Here is a 15,315-nt window from a genome sequence, read left to right as displayed (position 1 = left end):
TTAGTGCTTTTCCAGCCAGGCGCCGTAGAACGACGGGCGGCCTACCGCTTCAAAACTGACGCCTTTCACCCACGGCGCGCCGGCAAAGACCTGCGGCTCTTCAAATATCGGGATTACGTAGGCGTTGTCGAGCAGGTAGCGCTGGGCGTCGCCGGTGAGCTGGAGGCGTTTTTGCGGCTCGACTTCGGCTGAGATCGCGGTCAGCAGCGCGTTGAGCTTATCGTCGCGGAAGCGTTGGACCTTGTCGCTGGAGCCGCCTTTTTGCAGCAGCGCGTCGCGGTTAGCGGGGAAGAACATGCTTTTCACCACGTCAGGGTCGGCGCGGCCCACTTCTGACACGGTAAGCGGCGTTTTCAACGGGTCGAGGCTGTCCAGCGTACGGCTGCCGGCATCACCGGCTTTGACCGCCAGCGCAACGCCGACCTGGCGCCACTGCTGGGCGACAAGCTGGAGTACCTCTTTGTTTTGCGGCTGGGGCAGGGATTCATAGACGGTTAATGCCAGGCGCTGGCCATCTTTGACCCGTATACCGTCGGCGGCCGGTTTCCAGCCCGCCTCATCAAGCAGCTGTTTCGCTTTGGCCGGATCGAAAGCCAGCTTATCGCTGAGGTTAACGTATCCGGCCGCGGTGCTGGCGACGACGGAGGTCGCCTGCGGATAGTTGGCGGAGAACAGGGTTTCAACCACCTGTCTGGCGTCGGTGGCGTGCAGCAGCGCCTGACGAACGCGCAGGTCGGCAACCAGCGGATTATCCGGGCGGAAGCTCAGGCTGTCGTTAACGCCGCGCGTCGGGGCGGCATAGATTTTAAAGCCCCGATCGGTTGCCTGCTTTTCATCATAGGCCTGCACCTGGCGAATAAAATCGGCCTGGCCTGCCAGCAGCGCGCCAACGCGTACGCCATCTTCCGGGGTGACGATATAGGTTATGCCGTCGAGATTCGCTGGCCCCTGCTGGGCGAGGCTTTTCGGCCCCCATTGATAATCCTGACGTGCGACCAGAGCGAGTTCACGTCCCGGCTTTTCATCTTTAACCGTAAAAGGCCCGGAGCCAATAATATGGCGGGCGTCGCCCAGCTCTTCAAAATTTCGCGCCAGGGTGCTCAGGGAAACCAGCCCGGAGCCGATGGTCGCGGTGCCCTGCAGAAATCCCGGCGAGGGCTTTTTAAAGTAGAACTTAACCGTCAGCGGATCGATGACTTCGCTGCGATCGTAGTTATTAATCACCTCGGACACCGGCAGGCGGTGCGCTTTGTTACCGAGACCGTAGGTATCAAAGTTTTTGGCAACCGCATTGGCGTCAAGCGGGGTGCCATCAGAAAAGGTGACGCCAGGGCGAATCTTAAAGGTATATTCGGTTTTATCCGCGTTGGCGCTCCAGCTTTCGGCAATCCACGGTTCGACTTGTAAGGTTTTTGGATTTTGCCAGGTCAGCTTATCGGTTATTTGATTAAGAATACCGCCGTTAGGATAAAAGCCTCCGGCCGGGGGATAAAGATTGGTATGCGGCTGCTGCTCCAGATAAATTAACGTGCCGCCTTTAACCGGCGCGTCGGCGGCCCACGCGGAAAACGCGCCGCTCAAAAAAAATGCCGCCAGCGCGGGCAGGCGAAAACGGGTGTGCATGGTGAATTCCTTTGTTATCTCTTGTTTGGCCATCATCGGGCGCGCGTTTTAACAAAGGAAGTAAGGATTTGCGCTAAGCATTTGCATAAAAAGCATTTATACCCGGCTCGATTTTTAGGGGCTGGTATTTACATGCCTTTCAGCTGAAACTCATGCTGGATAATTTAATGACTGAGAGATAGTCAGCGTAATAAAGGGATAGCGACGATGCTGAAGTATTTACTGATGTTGGCGATGACGGTGCTGGCAGGCTGTACCAGCGCACCCAATTTGCCCTCTACCGATACCATTATTAAGGTTAAACCTATTGAGTCGGGCATCATTGCCAATTCAAACAAATACAGCTATCGATTCTTCCGTAAAGGGGTGCCGCAGGAGTACCAGCGTTATAATACTTTCTACGAACGCTTCAATAAGGTCGCATCCGGCGTACGGGTGAATTTTGTCGTGAAACAGCATGAGGTTGTTGCGGAATATCTGGTGGTGCTCGACAAGCGCAGACTGGATGCCAGTCAGCTAAGTCTGTTAACCAGCCAGTATCACGCGACCGCGCTGGACAACGACCATCTTGGCGTACTGTTTAAAGCGACCGGTTTCTGGTCAACCGTTGATCCCAATGAGCTGGATGACGCTTATCGCCTTGCCAGACCCGTCGTCGTGTCAATTAACGATAAAACGCAGACCATTAGCCCTCTGGGAGAGATCGCCCTGATTCCGCTGGTGCCGCTATTTCCGCTGGTGATGATGTACGGTTGCGCAACGGGGCCGTGCGTGTAAAGGGACAATTAAACCTCTCCCGTAGCGGGAGAGGTCCGAAGATTAGCGGCGGAAATCAATGACCATACGGCCGCGAATCTGTCCCTGTTCCATCTCTTTGAAGATGGCGTTGATATCGCCCAGCGGACGCAGGGTCACTTTCGGTACGACTTTCCCTTCCGCGGCAAACTGGAAGGCTTCGGTCAGGTCCTGACGGGTACCGACCAGCGAACCCACCACTTCGATACCGTCGAGGACCAGACGCGGAATGTCCAGGCTCATCGCTTCCGGAGGCAGGCCTACCGCCACCACGCGTCCACCCGCGCGAACCGCATCCACCGCTGAGTTAAACGCCGCTTTGGCGACGGCGGTTACCACCGCGGCATGCGCGCCGCCGGTTTTCTCATGAATAATTTTGGCTGCGTCTTCGCTGCGGGAGTTGATGGTCAGGTCCGCGCCCATTTCAGCGGCCAGCTTCAGCTGTTCATCATTAACGTCAAGGGCGATGACTTTGGCGTTAAACACGTTTTTGGCATACTGCAGCGCCAGATTGCCGAGGCCGCCGAGGCCATAAATGGCAATCCACTGGCCGGGTTTGATATGTGAGACTTTGACCGCTTTATAGGTGGTGACGCCCGCGCAGGTGATGCTGCTGGCCGCCGCAGAATCGAGCCCGTCCGGCACTTTGACCGCATAATCGGCCATGACGATACACTCTTCCGCCATACCGCCATCCACGGTGTAGCCGGCATTTTTCACCGAGCGACACAGCGTTTCGTTGCCGCTGTTACAATATTCACAATGCCCGCAGCCTTCGAAGAACCACGCCACGCTGGCGCGATCGCCCGGCTTCAGAGAATGAACGCCGGGGCCGACCTGCTGCACAACGCCCACGCCTTCATGGCCCAGAATGACCCCGGTTTTATCGCCAAAGTCGCCGTTCTTAACGTGCAGGTCGGTGTGACATACGCCGCAGCAATCCATTTTTAAAAGGGCTTCGCCATGTTGCAGGGGACGAAGCGTTTTTTCCGTAACATTGACCTGATGATCTTGCGTGACGACAGCAGCTTTCATTCTGTTCTCCTTATTGAACATAAGCGTATTAACACAATTTTGTTTTTTACGCATGCTAAGGTTTAGCTTAAATCTTCATTAAATCAAGGAAATAATGGATATTCCTTGCCGGGGTGAGCTTGGCGCGCCGATTTTTTAATCAGATTTATTAATGAAATTCACGTCACATTACTGTCATCGTTACGTCATACACGCTTCATTTGCGGCCTCTATCGTTCTGTTTTTCAATTTCTTATAACGATAGAGCGACACGACAATGCATCTGGTAAAAACACTCCTTGCCTCAGGCCTGCTGCTTTCCGCTACCGTTCAGGCGCAGAACGTACTGGATTTCCCGCAGCCGAAAAACAATCCTGAAGAGTTTTATGCCGTGACCGAAATTCCCGCGGGCGGCATTATCAAATATGAAACCGACGCCAAAACCGGCTTTCTGATCGCCGATCGTTTTCAGTCGATGCCGGTGGCCTATCCGGCTAACTACGGTTCGCTGACGCAATCCCTGGCAGGGGATGGCGATCCGCTGGACGTGGTGTTTTATACCCGCGCGCCGATGGCGCCGGGAACGCTGATTAAGCTGCGCGCGATTGGCGTGCTCAAGATGATTGATGGCGGCGAGAAGGACGACAAAATCATTGCCGTTCCGGCAAGCAAAATCGACCCAACCTACGATGACATCAACACCATCGGCGATCTGCCGAAAATCGAGCAGGAGCGTTTGCAGGCTTTCTTCCGCGTTTACAAACAGCTGCCGGAAGGGCGTAAAAAAGTGGAGCTGAACGGCTTTAACGATGCCGCCGCCGCGAAGCAGGAAATTAAAGCGGCATGGGATGCCTGGAAAGAGAAAAATCCGCAATAAGCGGAAAAACAGGCATCGCCCGGTGCCTGTCGCTTTTTCTTCGCCCTATTATCCGCAGAGTGAGGTAATACGGGGGACTACGCCGGAACCGCCGAAATTTCCGTTACCCTGCGTCCTTTTCTTCAGCCCCAGCGTGGCGACGATGCGCTCGAAATTGCTTTTTTCACGGGTAATAAGTCCAGGTCAATCTCACTGCTGACGTTGTCTCATATCACTGGTACGATATAAATCTCTTTCACGGCCCTTATACGTACATATTTATGACAGAAATACGCATTGGCTATGCCCGATGTTCAACTGACCGCCAGGATCTGGCTCAGGCGGCAGTTCGCCAGGGAGACACGCTGGTCGTACCGAAACTGGACAGGCTGGCCCGTTCAGTTCCGGATGCAAGAGATATTGCTGATGCCCTTCAGGCCCGTGGCGTGAAGCTGGCGCTGGGCAACAGCCTCTACGACCCTGCAGATCCGATGGGTAAGATGTTCTTTAATGTGCTGGCGACGTTTGCCGAGTTTGAAGGCGACCTGATACGTCTTCGCACGCGCGAAGAGATGGCCATCGCCCGGGCTAAAGGAAAACTGCGGGGGAAGCAGCCGAAGCTGTCAGATAAACAGCAGAAAGAGCTTTGCATGATGCGCGGAAGCGGCGAGTACTTGGCTGAATTATTCTCCGTCTCCCGCCCCACGGTCTATCGGACGCTTTCTCGTGGGAAATAATGGTTAACCGGATTTAATGAAATAAGCAAGGAGCGGCTATGTACTACAGAAATGAAGTTATAAGTTATTTGCAGGCTAATAAAATTCTTGCGTTAAAACTCGACCACGCATTAAAGGATGTAGGAAAAGACGTATCAAATCAGATTGAAAGGATCGGTGCAGGCGCAACGCGTGTGCTGTATTATACATCCTGCTTTACTGATGAATATCAGGACGTATGCCAGAAACAAAAGTCCGAAGATATCCGATTTACTAAAGGCGTTTATCATATTATAAGACATGGAGATGTTGTGTATGAAATGCTTAGGATTTACTTTGAAGAAGTATTCCGATACAAAACGTCCGATCAACTAGAGCACATCAAACAACTGTTAATGGCAGTAAATATTCATATTGCCGCAAGTTCACTCACAAATACAGGATTTGCTTTAGCAACAGCATCATTTGTCGCTGCAGGCATGAATTTAAGCCTTGAACTCAGTGCACTGGCAGGGAGAAGAGCGGGAGGTGTTGTTGGGGTTATTGGTTTATATGGCGTTGTGCAGAAAGCGGCAGATAGTGCGCGTCGTCTTCATATTACTTGTCCAGCGTACTACTCGGCGCTATATGCACAAGAGCTGGAAATGATGTACTTCCTGATAGAGCCATTGTTTGAACGAGCTGAGGCGTTTAATGCACAATGGGTATCGGATGGTGAGATTGCAGACATCATCACCAGGATGATTCGATAATCATGATGAGTCTTATTAAAAGGTTTTTCAGACGGATATTCAGGTCATTGATATCGATGTACGGTCCTGCCTTATTGACACTTTTATTTGCAATTGTCCTTTTTCAAATTTTCCCTGATGGACCAATATGGCCTGTCCCCATATTCTGCATTTTTGTGATCGTTGTTTTTTATCGATACGTGAAATGGTAATCATCAAAACATCAAAATTTAGCATTGTTTGAAATTTATTTATAAGGAAATGCTATGTCTACACCCGCACATTTATGGCTCGAAGATGAAAATGGTTCGCCGATTGTTGGCAGTTGCCTAATGCCACTTCGCCTGGGTTCAATCGAATTAAAATCATTCTCTCACGGTGTCACTATTCCGGTTGACCCGAGCTGGGGAAAACTTACAGGTACACGCGTTCACCGCCCTATAACGATAGTGAAAGAATTTGATCAGACAACACCACTTCTGTACCGCGCGGTCTGTGAAGGCCGGACCATGAAAAAGGCTACAATTAAGATGTACCGCATTCTGGAATCGGGCATCGAGGCCGAGTATTTCAATATCATTCTTGAAAACGTCAAATTCATAACGGTCGCACCATTCCTGTCTCCTAACGGTATGAGTAGTACTCACCTTGAAACGCTTGAATTGCGTTATGAAGCAATTACATGGAAGTATACGGAGGGTAATATTGTCTATCGTGATTCATGGAACGATCGTTGTTGTGCCTGATGACAAGGGGTACCAAGGGAGGCCATTGCCTCCCTTGGCTCTGACGAGGAGATAAAATGATCGACTTAACCGCCAGGATTGATATCGTTACCGGCTATCGTCCGGGAATGATTGGCCGCATTACGCAGATGCACGGCGAGTACTATGCGAAGCATTATGAATTTGGTCACTTTTTCGAGAGCAAAGTGGCCAGCGGGCTGGCGGAGTTTTCCGGTCGTCTTGAGAAACCGTGCAACCGGGTTTGGCTTGCCGTTCAGGGTGAGCAGATTGTCGGATCGGTGGCGATTGACGGCGAGGATCTTGGTAATAATGAAGCGCATCTGCGCTGGTTTATCCTCGACGATAGCTGCCGGGGAAGCGGTGTTGGCCGACGTCTGCTGAATGAAGCGATGGCCTTTTGCGATAGCCAGAACTTCGCCGCGGTGCGGCTGTGGACCTTCAGCGGGCTGAACGCCGCCCGCAGGCTGTATGAATCCTTAGGCTTTACGCTGGATAAAGCGTGGCAGGGGGATCAGTGGGGGCGGATGATGACCGAGCAGCAGTTTAGTCGGGTTAAACCGGCTTCGCCTGCCGGCGCGGAATAATCTCCCGGCGCGGATCGCCGCGCCGGGAGAGCGCCTGTTAGCCTAATAACGTCGCAATCGTTGTTATCTCCTTGCGCCACTGCGCCTGCAGCTGCGGTTTTTGATGTTTTGGTTTGCGCGCCAGATCGTCGGCCAGCAGCTGCTCAAGCGTGACTAACCGCTCCAGCAGCGCATCCTGGTCCTCCTCCGGTTCGCTACTGTTCACCGTCACGGCCTGCGTCGCCGGACGACGAACGGCGGTGCGCAAAATCTCATACACCTCTTCGCTGCTGTGCCATTCGCTCAGCCCGCGCTCGTCGATAAGCCAGAAGCGATTGCAGCTGCGGTTAATGAGCTCGCGATCGTGGCTCACCAGCAGCAGGCCGCCGGGATAGTCGCTCAGCGTAGCCGCCAGCGCCGTTTTGCCATCTATATCTAAATGGTTGGTAGGCTCATCCAGCAGCAGCAGGCTATAGCGCGCCAGAGAGAGGCCGACGAACAGCAGGCGCGAACGCTCGCCGCCGCTTAAGGTGGCGACCTTTTGCCCGTGACGCGGCCAGCTGAATCCGGCGGAAATCAGCGCCCGCCTGCGCGCATCCGGGCCTGGTTCAAAGGGCTCCAGCGCGTCGAGAAGGGTATCGTCATCCGCCAGCTGATGCAGGGTCTGGTCGTAATAACCCGGCTTCAGCCGCGGATGCAGGCGCAAACCGCTCTCCGCCGTTTCCTGCTGCATTTGCCGCCACAGCAGACGCAGCAGCGAAGACTTGCCGCCGCCGTTACGGCCCATCACCGCCACCCGATCGCCGCTTTTCAGGCGAGCCAGGCCCGCGGTAAACAGGGCCGGCAGACCGGGCGCGGGGGGAACCGGGAGCTGTTCCATCTCCAGCAGTCGGTCAGCCCGCAGCATGTCGCCGTGGAGCGCCAGCCGCCAGGGGGTGCCCATGGTCAGCTCGGTTTGGCTCTCCTTCAGGCGTTGAACCTGCTTCTCCATCTGCTTGGCTTTGCGGGAGAGATCTTCGTTGTCATAGGTCCGACCCCAGATAGCCAGCCGTTTGGCGCTGGCGGCGACCCGGTCGATCTCTTTTTGCTCGGCTTTATGGCGCTGCGCATCGCTGGCGTCCTGCTCTTCCAGCGCCCGGCGGGCGGCGCTGCAGGGCAGGGAGAAGGCGTGCAGCGTTCTGTCGCGCAGGATCCAACTGGCATTAGTTACAGCATCCAATAAGATATTATCATGCGACACCAGAACGAAGCTCCCCTGCCAGGTTTGCAGGAAGCTTTCCAGCCACAGGAGGGTCGGCAGGTCGAGATGGTTTCCCGGCTCATCCAGCAGCAGGAGATCCGGCTGCTGAATCAGCGCCCTGGCAAGCAGCAGCCGGGTATGCTGACCGCCGCTCAGGGTTGACGCCCGCTGCGCGGCCTCATCTGGCGTAAAGCCCATCTCTGCCAATAGCCTCTCCGCTTGCCAGCGCTGACTCTCACGCTCAGGGGCGGGAAGTTTCGCAAGTACTACCTGCAGCAGGGGCTGCGCTAACAGCGCATCGGGTAGATGCTGTTCCACACGCGCCATCAGACAGTGACTGGCCAGCGCCACGCTGCCCGAACTGGGCACGATCGTGCCGTCCAGCACCTGTAGCAGGGTACTTTTTCCGCAGCCGTTATAGCCAATCAGGCCAATACGGTCGCCTTTTTTCAGGGTAAAGGAGAGGTTTGTGAACAGCGGGCCAAACGCCGTATCAACATGAAGAGATTGTGCAGTTAGTAATGTGCTCATTGTGAACTTACTCAAGAGTTACAGGCATGTGAATGCCTCGTCAAACATCGCTGACGATAACCCGGTAAGCCCGAGGGAAGGGAGTTAGTCTATGGTTTCTTCGCTCAAGCTGAAGTTATCGCAGCACGATACCGATAACGCTTGAGCAGGTGCGATCGCCAAATGCACGTGAAAAAAACATTTCACAGTACGACATGGGATCCTCCTTTTTTATTCAGTGAGTTGATGGGTGCTGGCAGTGTAGAGGGAGAAAGCGGTTTTGACCAGATGAGAATAAAAAAAGGCCTGCAAAGCAGGCCCCCTGTATGACTCATCTACCGGTTAAATCGACGTGCGCCGGTAGTTCCGGTACTCCGGCTGCCAGAAGTTATCGGCGATCGCCTGCAGCAACGCTTCGGCGGAGGTTTTCACCGCCACGCCCTGTTCCTGGGCGATTTTACCCACCGCAAACGCGATAGCGCGCGAAACGCTCTGAATATCCTTCAGCTCCGGCAGAACCGGGCCTTCACCGTTATTCACCAGCGGCGAATGTTTCGCCAGGGTTTCGCTGGCGGCCATCAGCATCTCATCGGTCACGCGCGATGCGCCCGAAGCGATAACGCCGAGGCCAATTCCCGGGAAGATATAGGAGTTATTGCACTGGGCGATAACGTACTGTTTGCCTTTGAGGGTGACCGGGGCAAACGGACTGCCGGTAGCGACCAGTGCCGCGCCGTCGGTCCAGCTGAGGATATTCTGCGGCGTGGCTTCCACCCGGGAGGTCGGGTTGGACAGCGGCATCACGATTGGCCGCGGGCAGTGCTTGTGCATCTCGCGGATAATCTCTTCGGTGAACAGCCCCGGCTGCCCGGAAACGCCGATCAGGATATCCGGTTTGACGTTGCGCACCACGTCGAGCAGCGACAGCACATCATTCGTGGTGTCCCACGCTTGCAGATGCTCACGCTTTTGCACCAGTTTGCTCTGGAACGGCAGCAGGTTCGGCATGGCGTCGGTCAGCAGACCGAAACGGTCAACCATAAAGACGCGTTTACGGGCTTCCTCTTCGCTTAACCCTTCGCGCTGGATTTGCGCGACGATCTGCTCTGCGATACCGCAGCCCGCGGAGCCGGCGCCGAGGAAGACAATTTTCTGCTCGCTCAGCTGGCTGCCCGCGCCGCGGCTGGCGGCGATCAGCGTACCGACGGTGACCGAAGCGGTGCCCTGGATATCATCGTTAAAGGAGCACACTTCGTGGCGATAACGGTTGAGCAGGGGCATGGCGTTTTTCTGCGCGAAGTCTTCGAACTGCAGCAGTACGTCCGGCCAGCGGGCTTTAATCGCCTGGATAACGTCGTCGACAAACTGATAGTACTCGTCGTCGGTGATGCGTGGGTGGCGCCAGCCCATATACAGCGGATCGTCCAGCAACTGCTGGTTGTTAGTACCGACGTCCAGCACCACCGGCAGCGTGTAGGCCGGGCTGATGCCGCCGCAGGTGGTATACAGCGACAGTTTGCCGATAGGAATGCCCATCCCGCCGATACCCTGGTCACCGAGGCCGAGAATACGTTCGCCGTCGGTCATCACGATAACCTTAACGTTGTGGTTCGGTACGTTTTGCAGAATATCGTCGAGGTTATTGCGGTTCTGATAAGAGATAAACACGCCGCGGGCGCGACGATAGATCTCAGAGAAGCGTTCACAGGCGGCGCCGACGGTCGGGGTGTAGATAACCGGCATCATTTCGTCGAGGTGGTTGCCGACCAGGCGGTAGAACAGCGTTTCGTTGGTATCCTGGATATTGCGCAGGTAGATGTGCTTGTCGATCTCGGTTTTAAATCCCTGGTACTGGATCCACGCGCGTTCGGCCTGTTCTTCGATGGTTTCGACCACTTCCGGCAGCAGGCCCAGCAGGTTGAAGCTGCTGCGCTCTTCCATGCTGAAGGCGCTGCCTTTGTTGAGCAGCGGAAATTCAAGCAGCACGGGGCCGGCGTAAGGGATGTATAGAGAGCGGTTTTTCTTATGAGTGAATTGCATCGCACTAACTCCTTGATAATCGCTTCAGCCCGGGCGCGGCGACAGGCGGGGGGCTGGCAGGGAATGGCAGCGGGCAGAGTATAAAGCAGAAGACATCAAAGGAGGGTAAACATGAGGCCGATAGTCTTAAAAAAACACCATCCCGGGGAGAGGACGGTGTTTTTATCATCATTCAGCTGAAAAGTTAGCCACCGCGGCGCTTGCGGCCGGTGGCGCGAACATGGTTAACCGTGGTTTCCGCATCGCCTTCCAGCAGCACTTTTTTCTGCTGAGAAAGCTTGTAGTTCAGACCAAGAAGATGACGTGCCTGTTGGTTCGATTTCATTCTTACTCCTTTATCCTGTGTCGGTTTCAAGGACAAGCCCGACGGGTGTCGGACGAAATTTAACCCTTAAGTACGCCGCGCATTTTTAGCGCGGCGATAATCATCGTGGCCCATTTTGCCGGGTTTAGCAACGTTGAGTCGGCAGATTAAGAACAGTCTTTTTAGCGGACCCCGGTTCGTCGGCCGGGCAGGAGGTCACCCGCCATCCGGCAGAAAGGCCCGCACGTTAGCCAGTCTTACCACTTCATTTCGCCGGTATTCACTTTGGCGCTCAGTTCCAGCGAACTCTCTTCCGCGAGTCCCGGCCAGCGCTGTTTCATCGCCTTGATAACGCCGGCGGAGTCTTTGTGCGCGTTGAGCGCCTGCTCGAACTGGGTTAGATAATCGCGGGTAAAGGTAATCGCGCGGTCGCCTGCGGGCGGAGTCCCCAGGTAATGGCCGGGGATCACCTGCTGCGGATGCAACGCGGCCATCTCGTCGAGCGTACTTATCCACTGCTGGCGGCTTTCGACGCTCTGGGTATCCGCCGTCCAGACGTGCATGCCCCACGCCACGCCGGTCCCGCCAAGAATGGTTTTATTCGCCGGGATCCAGACATAGGCGGCATAATTTTGCGGCTGGCGGATCTCAACCTTTTCGCCGTCGATGGTGAAGGTGTTTGCCGTCAGCGCTTGCGGGACGTAAACCTGCTTCGGCGCGCCGTCCTTCATCTGCGGGCCCCAGTAGGCCAGTTTGGCCGCTTTGGTTGCGTTAATGTGTTTAACCACTTCCGCGGTCGCCACCACGTTGACATCCGGGAAAGCCTTTACCAGCGGCTCGAGGCCGAAATAGAAGTCCGGATCGCCGGAGGTAATCACGATGCGGGTCAGTTTTTTACCGCTTTTCTTAATCATTTCAACCAGCTTCTCGCCATCTTTGACGCTGAATTGAGCGTCAAACAGCACCGCTTCATGCGGGCCGGAGGCGAGGGTGGAGTTAACCGCGAAGATGCCGTTCTCCTGCGGGTTGTAGGTTTGCAGCGTTAGGGGCGCGGCCAGAACTGACGTGCTGAACAGCGTGGTCGCGATAGCAAGGGCAGATAATTTCATATTCGTTTTCTCTTGGTCAGGTGAATAGGCGCTATTGTACGGATTTCATGATTTGCGAAAATTCCTGAAAAAAGAGATGCTGAGTTTCATAAAACGTGCAGATGGAAATCAGTTATGGATCGGGTTATTGCCGCGCAGGTGTATATGCGCATTTGTGAACTGGGGAGCTTAAGCGCCGCCGCCCGCGCGCTGGGGATGTCGCGTCCGATGGTCAGCCGCTATCTGGAACAGATGGAGCAGTGGGCGGGAACCCGGCTGGTCCATCGCTCAACCCGCAAACTGACGCTCACGGCTGCGGGGGAAAAGGTGCTGCAAAAAACGCGCACCCTGACGCAGCTGTCGGATGAGATCGCCGGGCAAAGCGAGCGTGCGATCCCCAGCGGGACGCTGCGCGTCGCCTGCGCTCACTTTACGGCGATGCAGCTGATTTCGCCGCTGCTACCCGATTTTCTCGCCCGTTATCCGCAGCTGCGCCTTGAGCTGGATATCAATAATCACCCGGTCAGCCTGATCGGCGAACGGATCGACGTGGCGATTCGGATCACCGACAATCCGGAGCCCGGGGCTATCGCCCGCCGCCTTGGCGTGTGTCGTTCGGTGCTGTGCGCGTCGCCGCGCTGGCTTCAGCAGAACGGTCCGCTGCAAACGCCGGAAGATCTCACTCGTCACAACTGCCTGCATTACAGCCATTTTGCCAGCCAGACCTGGCAGTTTAGCGACGCCAGCGGCGAAAACGTGGCGGTGGCGGTTTCCGGCAACCTTAGCGCCGGGATCTCCTCGCTGCTGATGGAGGCGGCGGTCGCCGGCTGCGGCATCGCGATGCTGCCGGAGCTGGAGGCGCAGCGGGCGCTCAACAGCGGGGCGCTGAAACAGGTTTTACCGGCCTGGCGGCCAAAAGCGCTAAGCGTATATGGTATTTACCTTTCACGGGACTATCAGCCAAGCGCGCTGCCGCTGTTTCTCGGTGAGATTCAGCAGAAACTGGCGCAAACTCACGATATAAAAGGAACCCTTTAATGATAGTGCTTCGCCCAATGCGCGCTACGGAGTACCCGGCGTATCTCGACTACTTTATCCCCGACTACGCGGCGGAAATCTCCGCCAATTACGCGCTCTCGCCGGCGGCCGCGTTAGCCCAGGCACAGCGCGAAATCGCCGCGGATCTGCCCGACGGCGTCAATACTCGCGGCCAGGTTTTATGCTGCTTATTCGATGACAGTGACGGCGCGGAAAAGCGGGTCGGCTATCTCTGGTACAAGCCTGACGAAGAAATGCGCTCCGCCTTTATCTGCGATTTTTATATTTATCCGGCGTTTCAGGGACAGGGCCTGGGTAAACAAGCGATGGCGGCTTTTGAGCATGCGCTGAAAAGCCAGGGGATCGGCCAAATTAAACTGCGCGTCGCCGGGGATAATCAGCGCGCGCGCCATCTCTACGACGCCGCGGGTTTCCGCGTTACCGGCGTTAATATGAGTAAAAATATCCCGACGGATTGATCTGAAAAACGCCGCGCGCCGCCCAAATGCCTTAGGGGGTTCTATACTTAACCCTTTCATATCAAAAAAGGAGCGATATTATGGCAATCCATAAGAAAGGTCAGGCGCATTGGGAAGGGGATCTGAAAAGCGGAAAAGGAACCGTCTCGACCGAGAGCGGCGCGCTGAACCAGCAGCCTTATGGTTTTAACACCCGTTTCGAAGGCGTCAAGGGCACCAACCCGGAAGAGCTTATCGGGGCCGCCCATGCCGCCTGTTTCTCCATGGCGCTCTCGCTGATGCTGAGCGAAGAGGGCTACACCGCCACCTCCATTGATACCGTGGCGGTGGTGACGCTGGATAAGTCCGGCGGCGGCTTCGCCATCACCCAAATCGCGCTGCAGAGTAAAATTGTGCTGCCAGGCATCGAGGCCGATGCGTTTGACGGCATCATTCAAAAAGCCAAAGCCGGTTGCCCGGTGTCGCAGGTGCTGAACGCGGAGATAAGCCTCGACTACCAGCTCAATCCATAAGCTCACTGGCGCCCGCTATCGGCGGGCGCTCCTGCCCTAAAAGCCATCGTTGGTAAATGCCCCCGGCGTTAATAAATGCTATCTTTCTCGCTCACGGATCAGAGCAGGTGGGTAATGACCAGCATACGCGGAATGATTGAAGCTCAGGTTCTGGGCTTAACCGGCATGGCGCTAAAAGAGATCGATTTTGAACACCCCAAAGGCGAACCGGGGCTATTTGGTCCGCAGTCGGCCATCTGGCAGGTTCATGGCGATTTTACCTCCATGCTCTGCGGCGGCGTCAGCGCGCTGCTGTTACAGATGCTGCATCCTCTGGCGCTGGCGGGCGTCTGGGATCACTCAAACTTCCGCGAAGATATCTTTGGCCGCCTGCGCCGTACCAGCCAGTTTATTTCCGCCACCACCTTTGGTACCACCGCCGACGCCGAACGGCTGATCGCAAAAGTGCAGGGGATCCACCTGCGGGTGAGCGGCAAGGATAAAGACGGCACGCCCTATCAGTCCAGCGACCCGGCGCTGCTCACCTGGGTTCATGTCGCCGAATGCAGCAGCTTTATGGCCTCGCACCTGCGCTACAAGCGGACCGTGGTCAGCGCCGCCCGCCAGGAGCAGTATTATCAGGAGGCCGCCGAAATTGCCCGCCGCCTTGGCGCCCGGGATATCCCGGTAACGCCGCGACAGGTTGCCGACTACCTGCAGGATATGCGCCCAACGCTGCGCTGCGATGAGCGAACGCAGGAAGTTGCCGACGTCCTGCTATCGACCCGCCTGCCGGGGCGCCTGAGTCAGCCCGTCGGGCGAATGATGATGCGCGCCGGGATTGACCTTCTGCCGCCGTGGGCGCAGGCGATGCTCAATTTGCCGATGAGCGCGCTGCAGCGGCACAGCGCACGAATTGCGGTACACGGCGTCGCCCGCGTACTGCGCGCGTCGGTGCGTAACGGCGCGTATCATTGCGCAATGCGCCGGATGAATCAGTTTTAATTATTCAGGCTGCGTTTTTACGCCAAAAATATAGCCATGGCTATTATTGTCATGGCTATATTTTTTAAAAACAAAC

The 15,315-nt window shown here is 55.7% G+C and carries 16 protein-coding genes and 1 pseudogene; 11 read left to right on the top strand and 6 right to left on the bottom strand.

What is annotated here, in order from left to right; all coding sequences use genetic code 11:
- Positions 1 to 1,623: a TIGR04028 family ABC transporter substrate-binding protein gene (locus tag ABLU67_RS17585; protein ID WP_025108260.1), complete on the bottom strand. Its 1,623-nt coding sequence runs from the start codon at positions 1,621 to 1,623 to the stop codon at positions 1 to 3.
- Between the two features lie 207 nt (positions 1,624 to 1,830).
- On the opposite strand from ABLU67_RS17585, the gene ABLU67_RS17580 reads away from it, so the two are divergent.
- A complete protein-coding gene (locus ABLU67_RS17580) occupies positions 1,831 to 2,400 on the top strand; it encodes a hypothetical protein (protein WP_014229290.1) in 570 nt (189 codons plus the stop codon).
- Positions 2,401 to 2,442: 42 nt separating this feature from the next.
- On the opposite strand, the gene adhP is transcribed toward ABLU67_RS17580, so the two are convergent.
- Positions 2,443 to 3,453, bottom strand: coding sequence for an alcohol dehydrogenase AdhP (gene adhP, locus ABLU67_RS17575; protein ID WP_004120604.1), 1,011 nt, complete (start codon positions 3,451 to 3,453; stop codon positions 2,443 to 2,445).
- Between the two features lie 256 nt (positions 3,454 to 3,709).
- Between adhP and ABLU67_RS17570 the strand changes: the two genes are divergently transcribed.
- The 6 genes and pseudogenes from ABLU67_RS17570 to ABLU67_RS17545 form a co-directional block, all read left to right on the top strand.
- Entirely contained in the window at positions 3,710 to 4,309 is a 600-nt protein-coding gene (locus ABLU67_RS17570; protein WP_014229291.1) for an inorganic diphosphatase, read from the top strand.
- Between the two features lie 260 nt (positions 4,310 to 4,569).
- A complete protein-coding gene (locus ABLU67_RS17565) occupies positions 4,570 to 5,025 on the top strand; it encodes a recombinase family protein (protein ID WP_048263035.1) in 456 nt (151 codons plus the stop codon).
- Between the two features lie 38 nt (positions 5,026 to 5,063).
- Positions 5,064 to 5,756: a hypothetical protein gene (locus ABLU67_RS17560; RefSeq protein ID WP_048263036.1), complete on the top strand. Its 693-nt coding sequence runs from the start codon at positions 5,064 to 5,066 to the stop codon at positions 5,754 to 5,756.
- 2 nt (positions 5,757 to 5,758) lie between these two features.
- A complete protein-coding gene (locus ABLU67_RS17555) occupies positions 5,759 to 5,947 on the top strand; it encodes a hypothetical protein (protein WP_042927132.1) in 189 nt (62 codons plus the stop codon).
- A 54-nt stretch (positions 5,948 to 6,001) separates the two neighbouring features.
- Positions 6,002 to 6,481 (top strand): type VI secretion system tube protein TssD, encoded by a 480-nt coding sequence (gene tssD, locus ABLU67_RS17550; RefSeq protein WP_348852420.1) that lies wholly within the window; start codon positions 6,002 to 6,004, stop codon positions 6,479 to 6,481.
- A 77-nt stretch (positions 6,482 to 6,558) separates the two neighbouring features.
- Positions 6,559 to 7,065, top strand: a pseudogene (locus ABLU67_RS17545) (GNAT family N-acetyltransferase); the annotation flags it as partial.
- Between the two features lie 37 nt (positions 7,066 to 7,102).
- Here ABLU67_RS17545 and ABLU67_RS17540 read toward each other — a convergent pair.
- From ABLU67_RS17540 to ABLU67_RS17525, 4 genes are all read right to left on the bottom strand, one after another.
- Entirely contained in the window at positions 7,103 to 8,815 is a 1,713-nt protein-coding gene (locus ABLU67_RS17540; protein ID WP_047723867.1) for an ABC-F family ATP-binding cassette domain-containing protein, read from the bottom strand.
- A gap of 321 nt (positions 8,816 to 9,136) precedes the next feature.
- Positions 9,137 to 10,834 (bottom strand): NAD-dependent malic enzyme, encoded by a 1,698-nt coding sequence (locus tag ABLU67_RS17535; protein WP_014229295.1) that lies wholly within the window; start codon positions 10,832 to 10,834, stop codon positions 9,137 to 9,139.
- 184 nt (positions 10,835 to 11,018) lie between these two features.
- Positions 11,019 to 11,159, bottom strand: a complete 141-nt coding sequence (sra, locus tag ABLU67_RS17530) for a stationary-phase-induced ribosome-associated protein (protein WP_004101955.1) — start codon at positions 11,157 to 11,159, stop codon at positions 11,019 to 11,021.
- Positions 11,160 to 11,395: 236 nt separating this feature from the next.
- A complete protein-coding gene (locus ABLU67_RS17525; RefSeq protein ID WP_048263040.1) occupies positions 11,396 to 12,247 on the bottom strand; it encodes a Vmh family MBL fold metallo-hydrolase in 852 nt (283 codons plus the stop codon).
- Between the two features lie 114 nt (positions 12,248 to 12,361).
- Between ABLU67_RS17525 and ABLU67_RS17520 the strand changes: the two genes are divergently transcribed.
- The 4 genes from ABLU67_RS17520 to ABLU67_RS17505 all read left to right on the top strand — a co-directional run bounded on the left by ABLU67_RS17520 (position 12,362) and on the right by ABLU67_RS17505 (position 15,239).
- Positions 12,362 to 13,264 (top strand): LysR family transcriptional regulator, encoded by a 903-nt coding sequence (locus ABLU67_RS17520; protein ID WP_025108266.1) that lies wholly within the window; start codon positions 12,362 to 12,364, stop codon positions 13,262 to 13,264.
- Entirely contained in the window at positions 13,264 to 13,743 is a 480-nt protein-coding gene (locus ABLU67_RS17515) for a GNAT family N-acetyltransferase (RefSeq protein WP_032695032.1), read from the top strand. The genes ABLU67_RS17520 and ABLU67_RS17515 overlap by 1 nt, the downstream gene beginning before the upstream one ends.
- Positions 13,744 to 13,823: 80 nt before the next feature.
- Positions 13,824 to 14,255, top strand: a complete 432-nt coding sequence (locus tag ABLU67_RS17510; protein ID WP_004138064.1) for an OsmC family protein — start codon at positions 13,824 to 13,826, stop codon at positions 14,253 to 14,255.
- Positions 14,256 to 14,369: 114 nt separating this feature from the next.
- Entirely contained in the window at positions 14,370 to 15,239 is an 870-nt protein-coding gene (locus ABLU67_RS17505) for an oxygenase MpaB family protein (RefSeq protein ID WP_348852419.1), read from the top strand.
- Positions 15,240 to 15,315 lie beyond the last annotated feature (76 nt).

The sequence above is a fragment of the Klebsiella sp. GN_Kp190 genome (assembly GCF_040061795.1).
In the GTDB taxonomy this organism is placed as follows: domain Bacteria; phylum Pseudomonadota; class Gammaproteobacteria; order Enterobacterales; family Enterobacteriaceae; genus Klebsiella; species Klebsiella michiganensis.
This window is presented reverse-complemented; position numbering and strand designations above follow the sequence as displayed.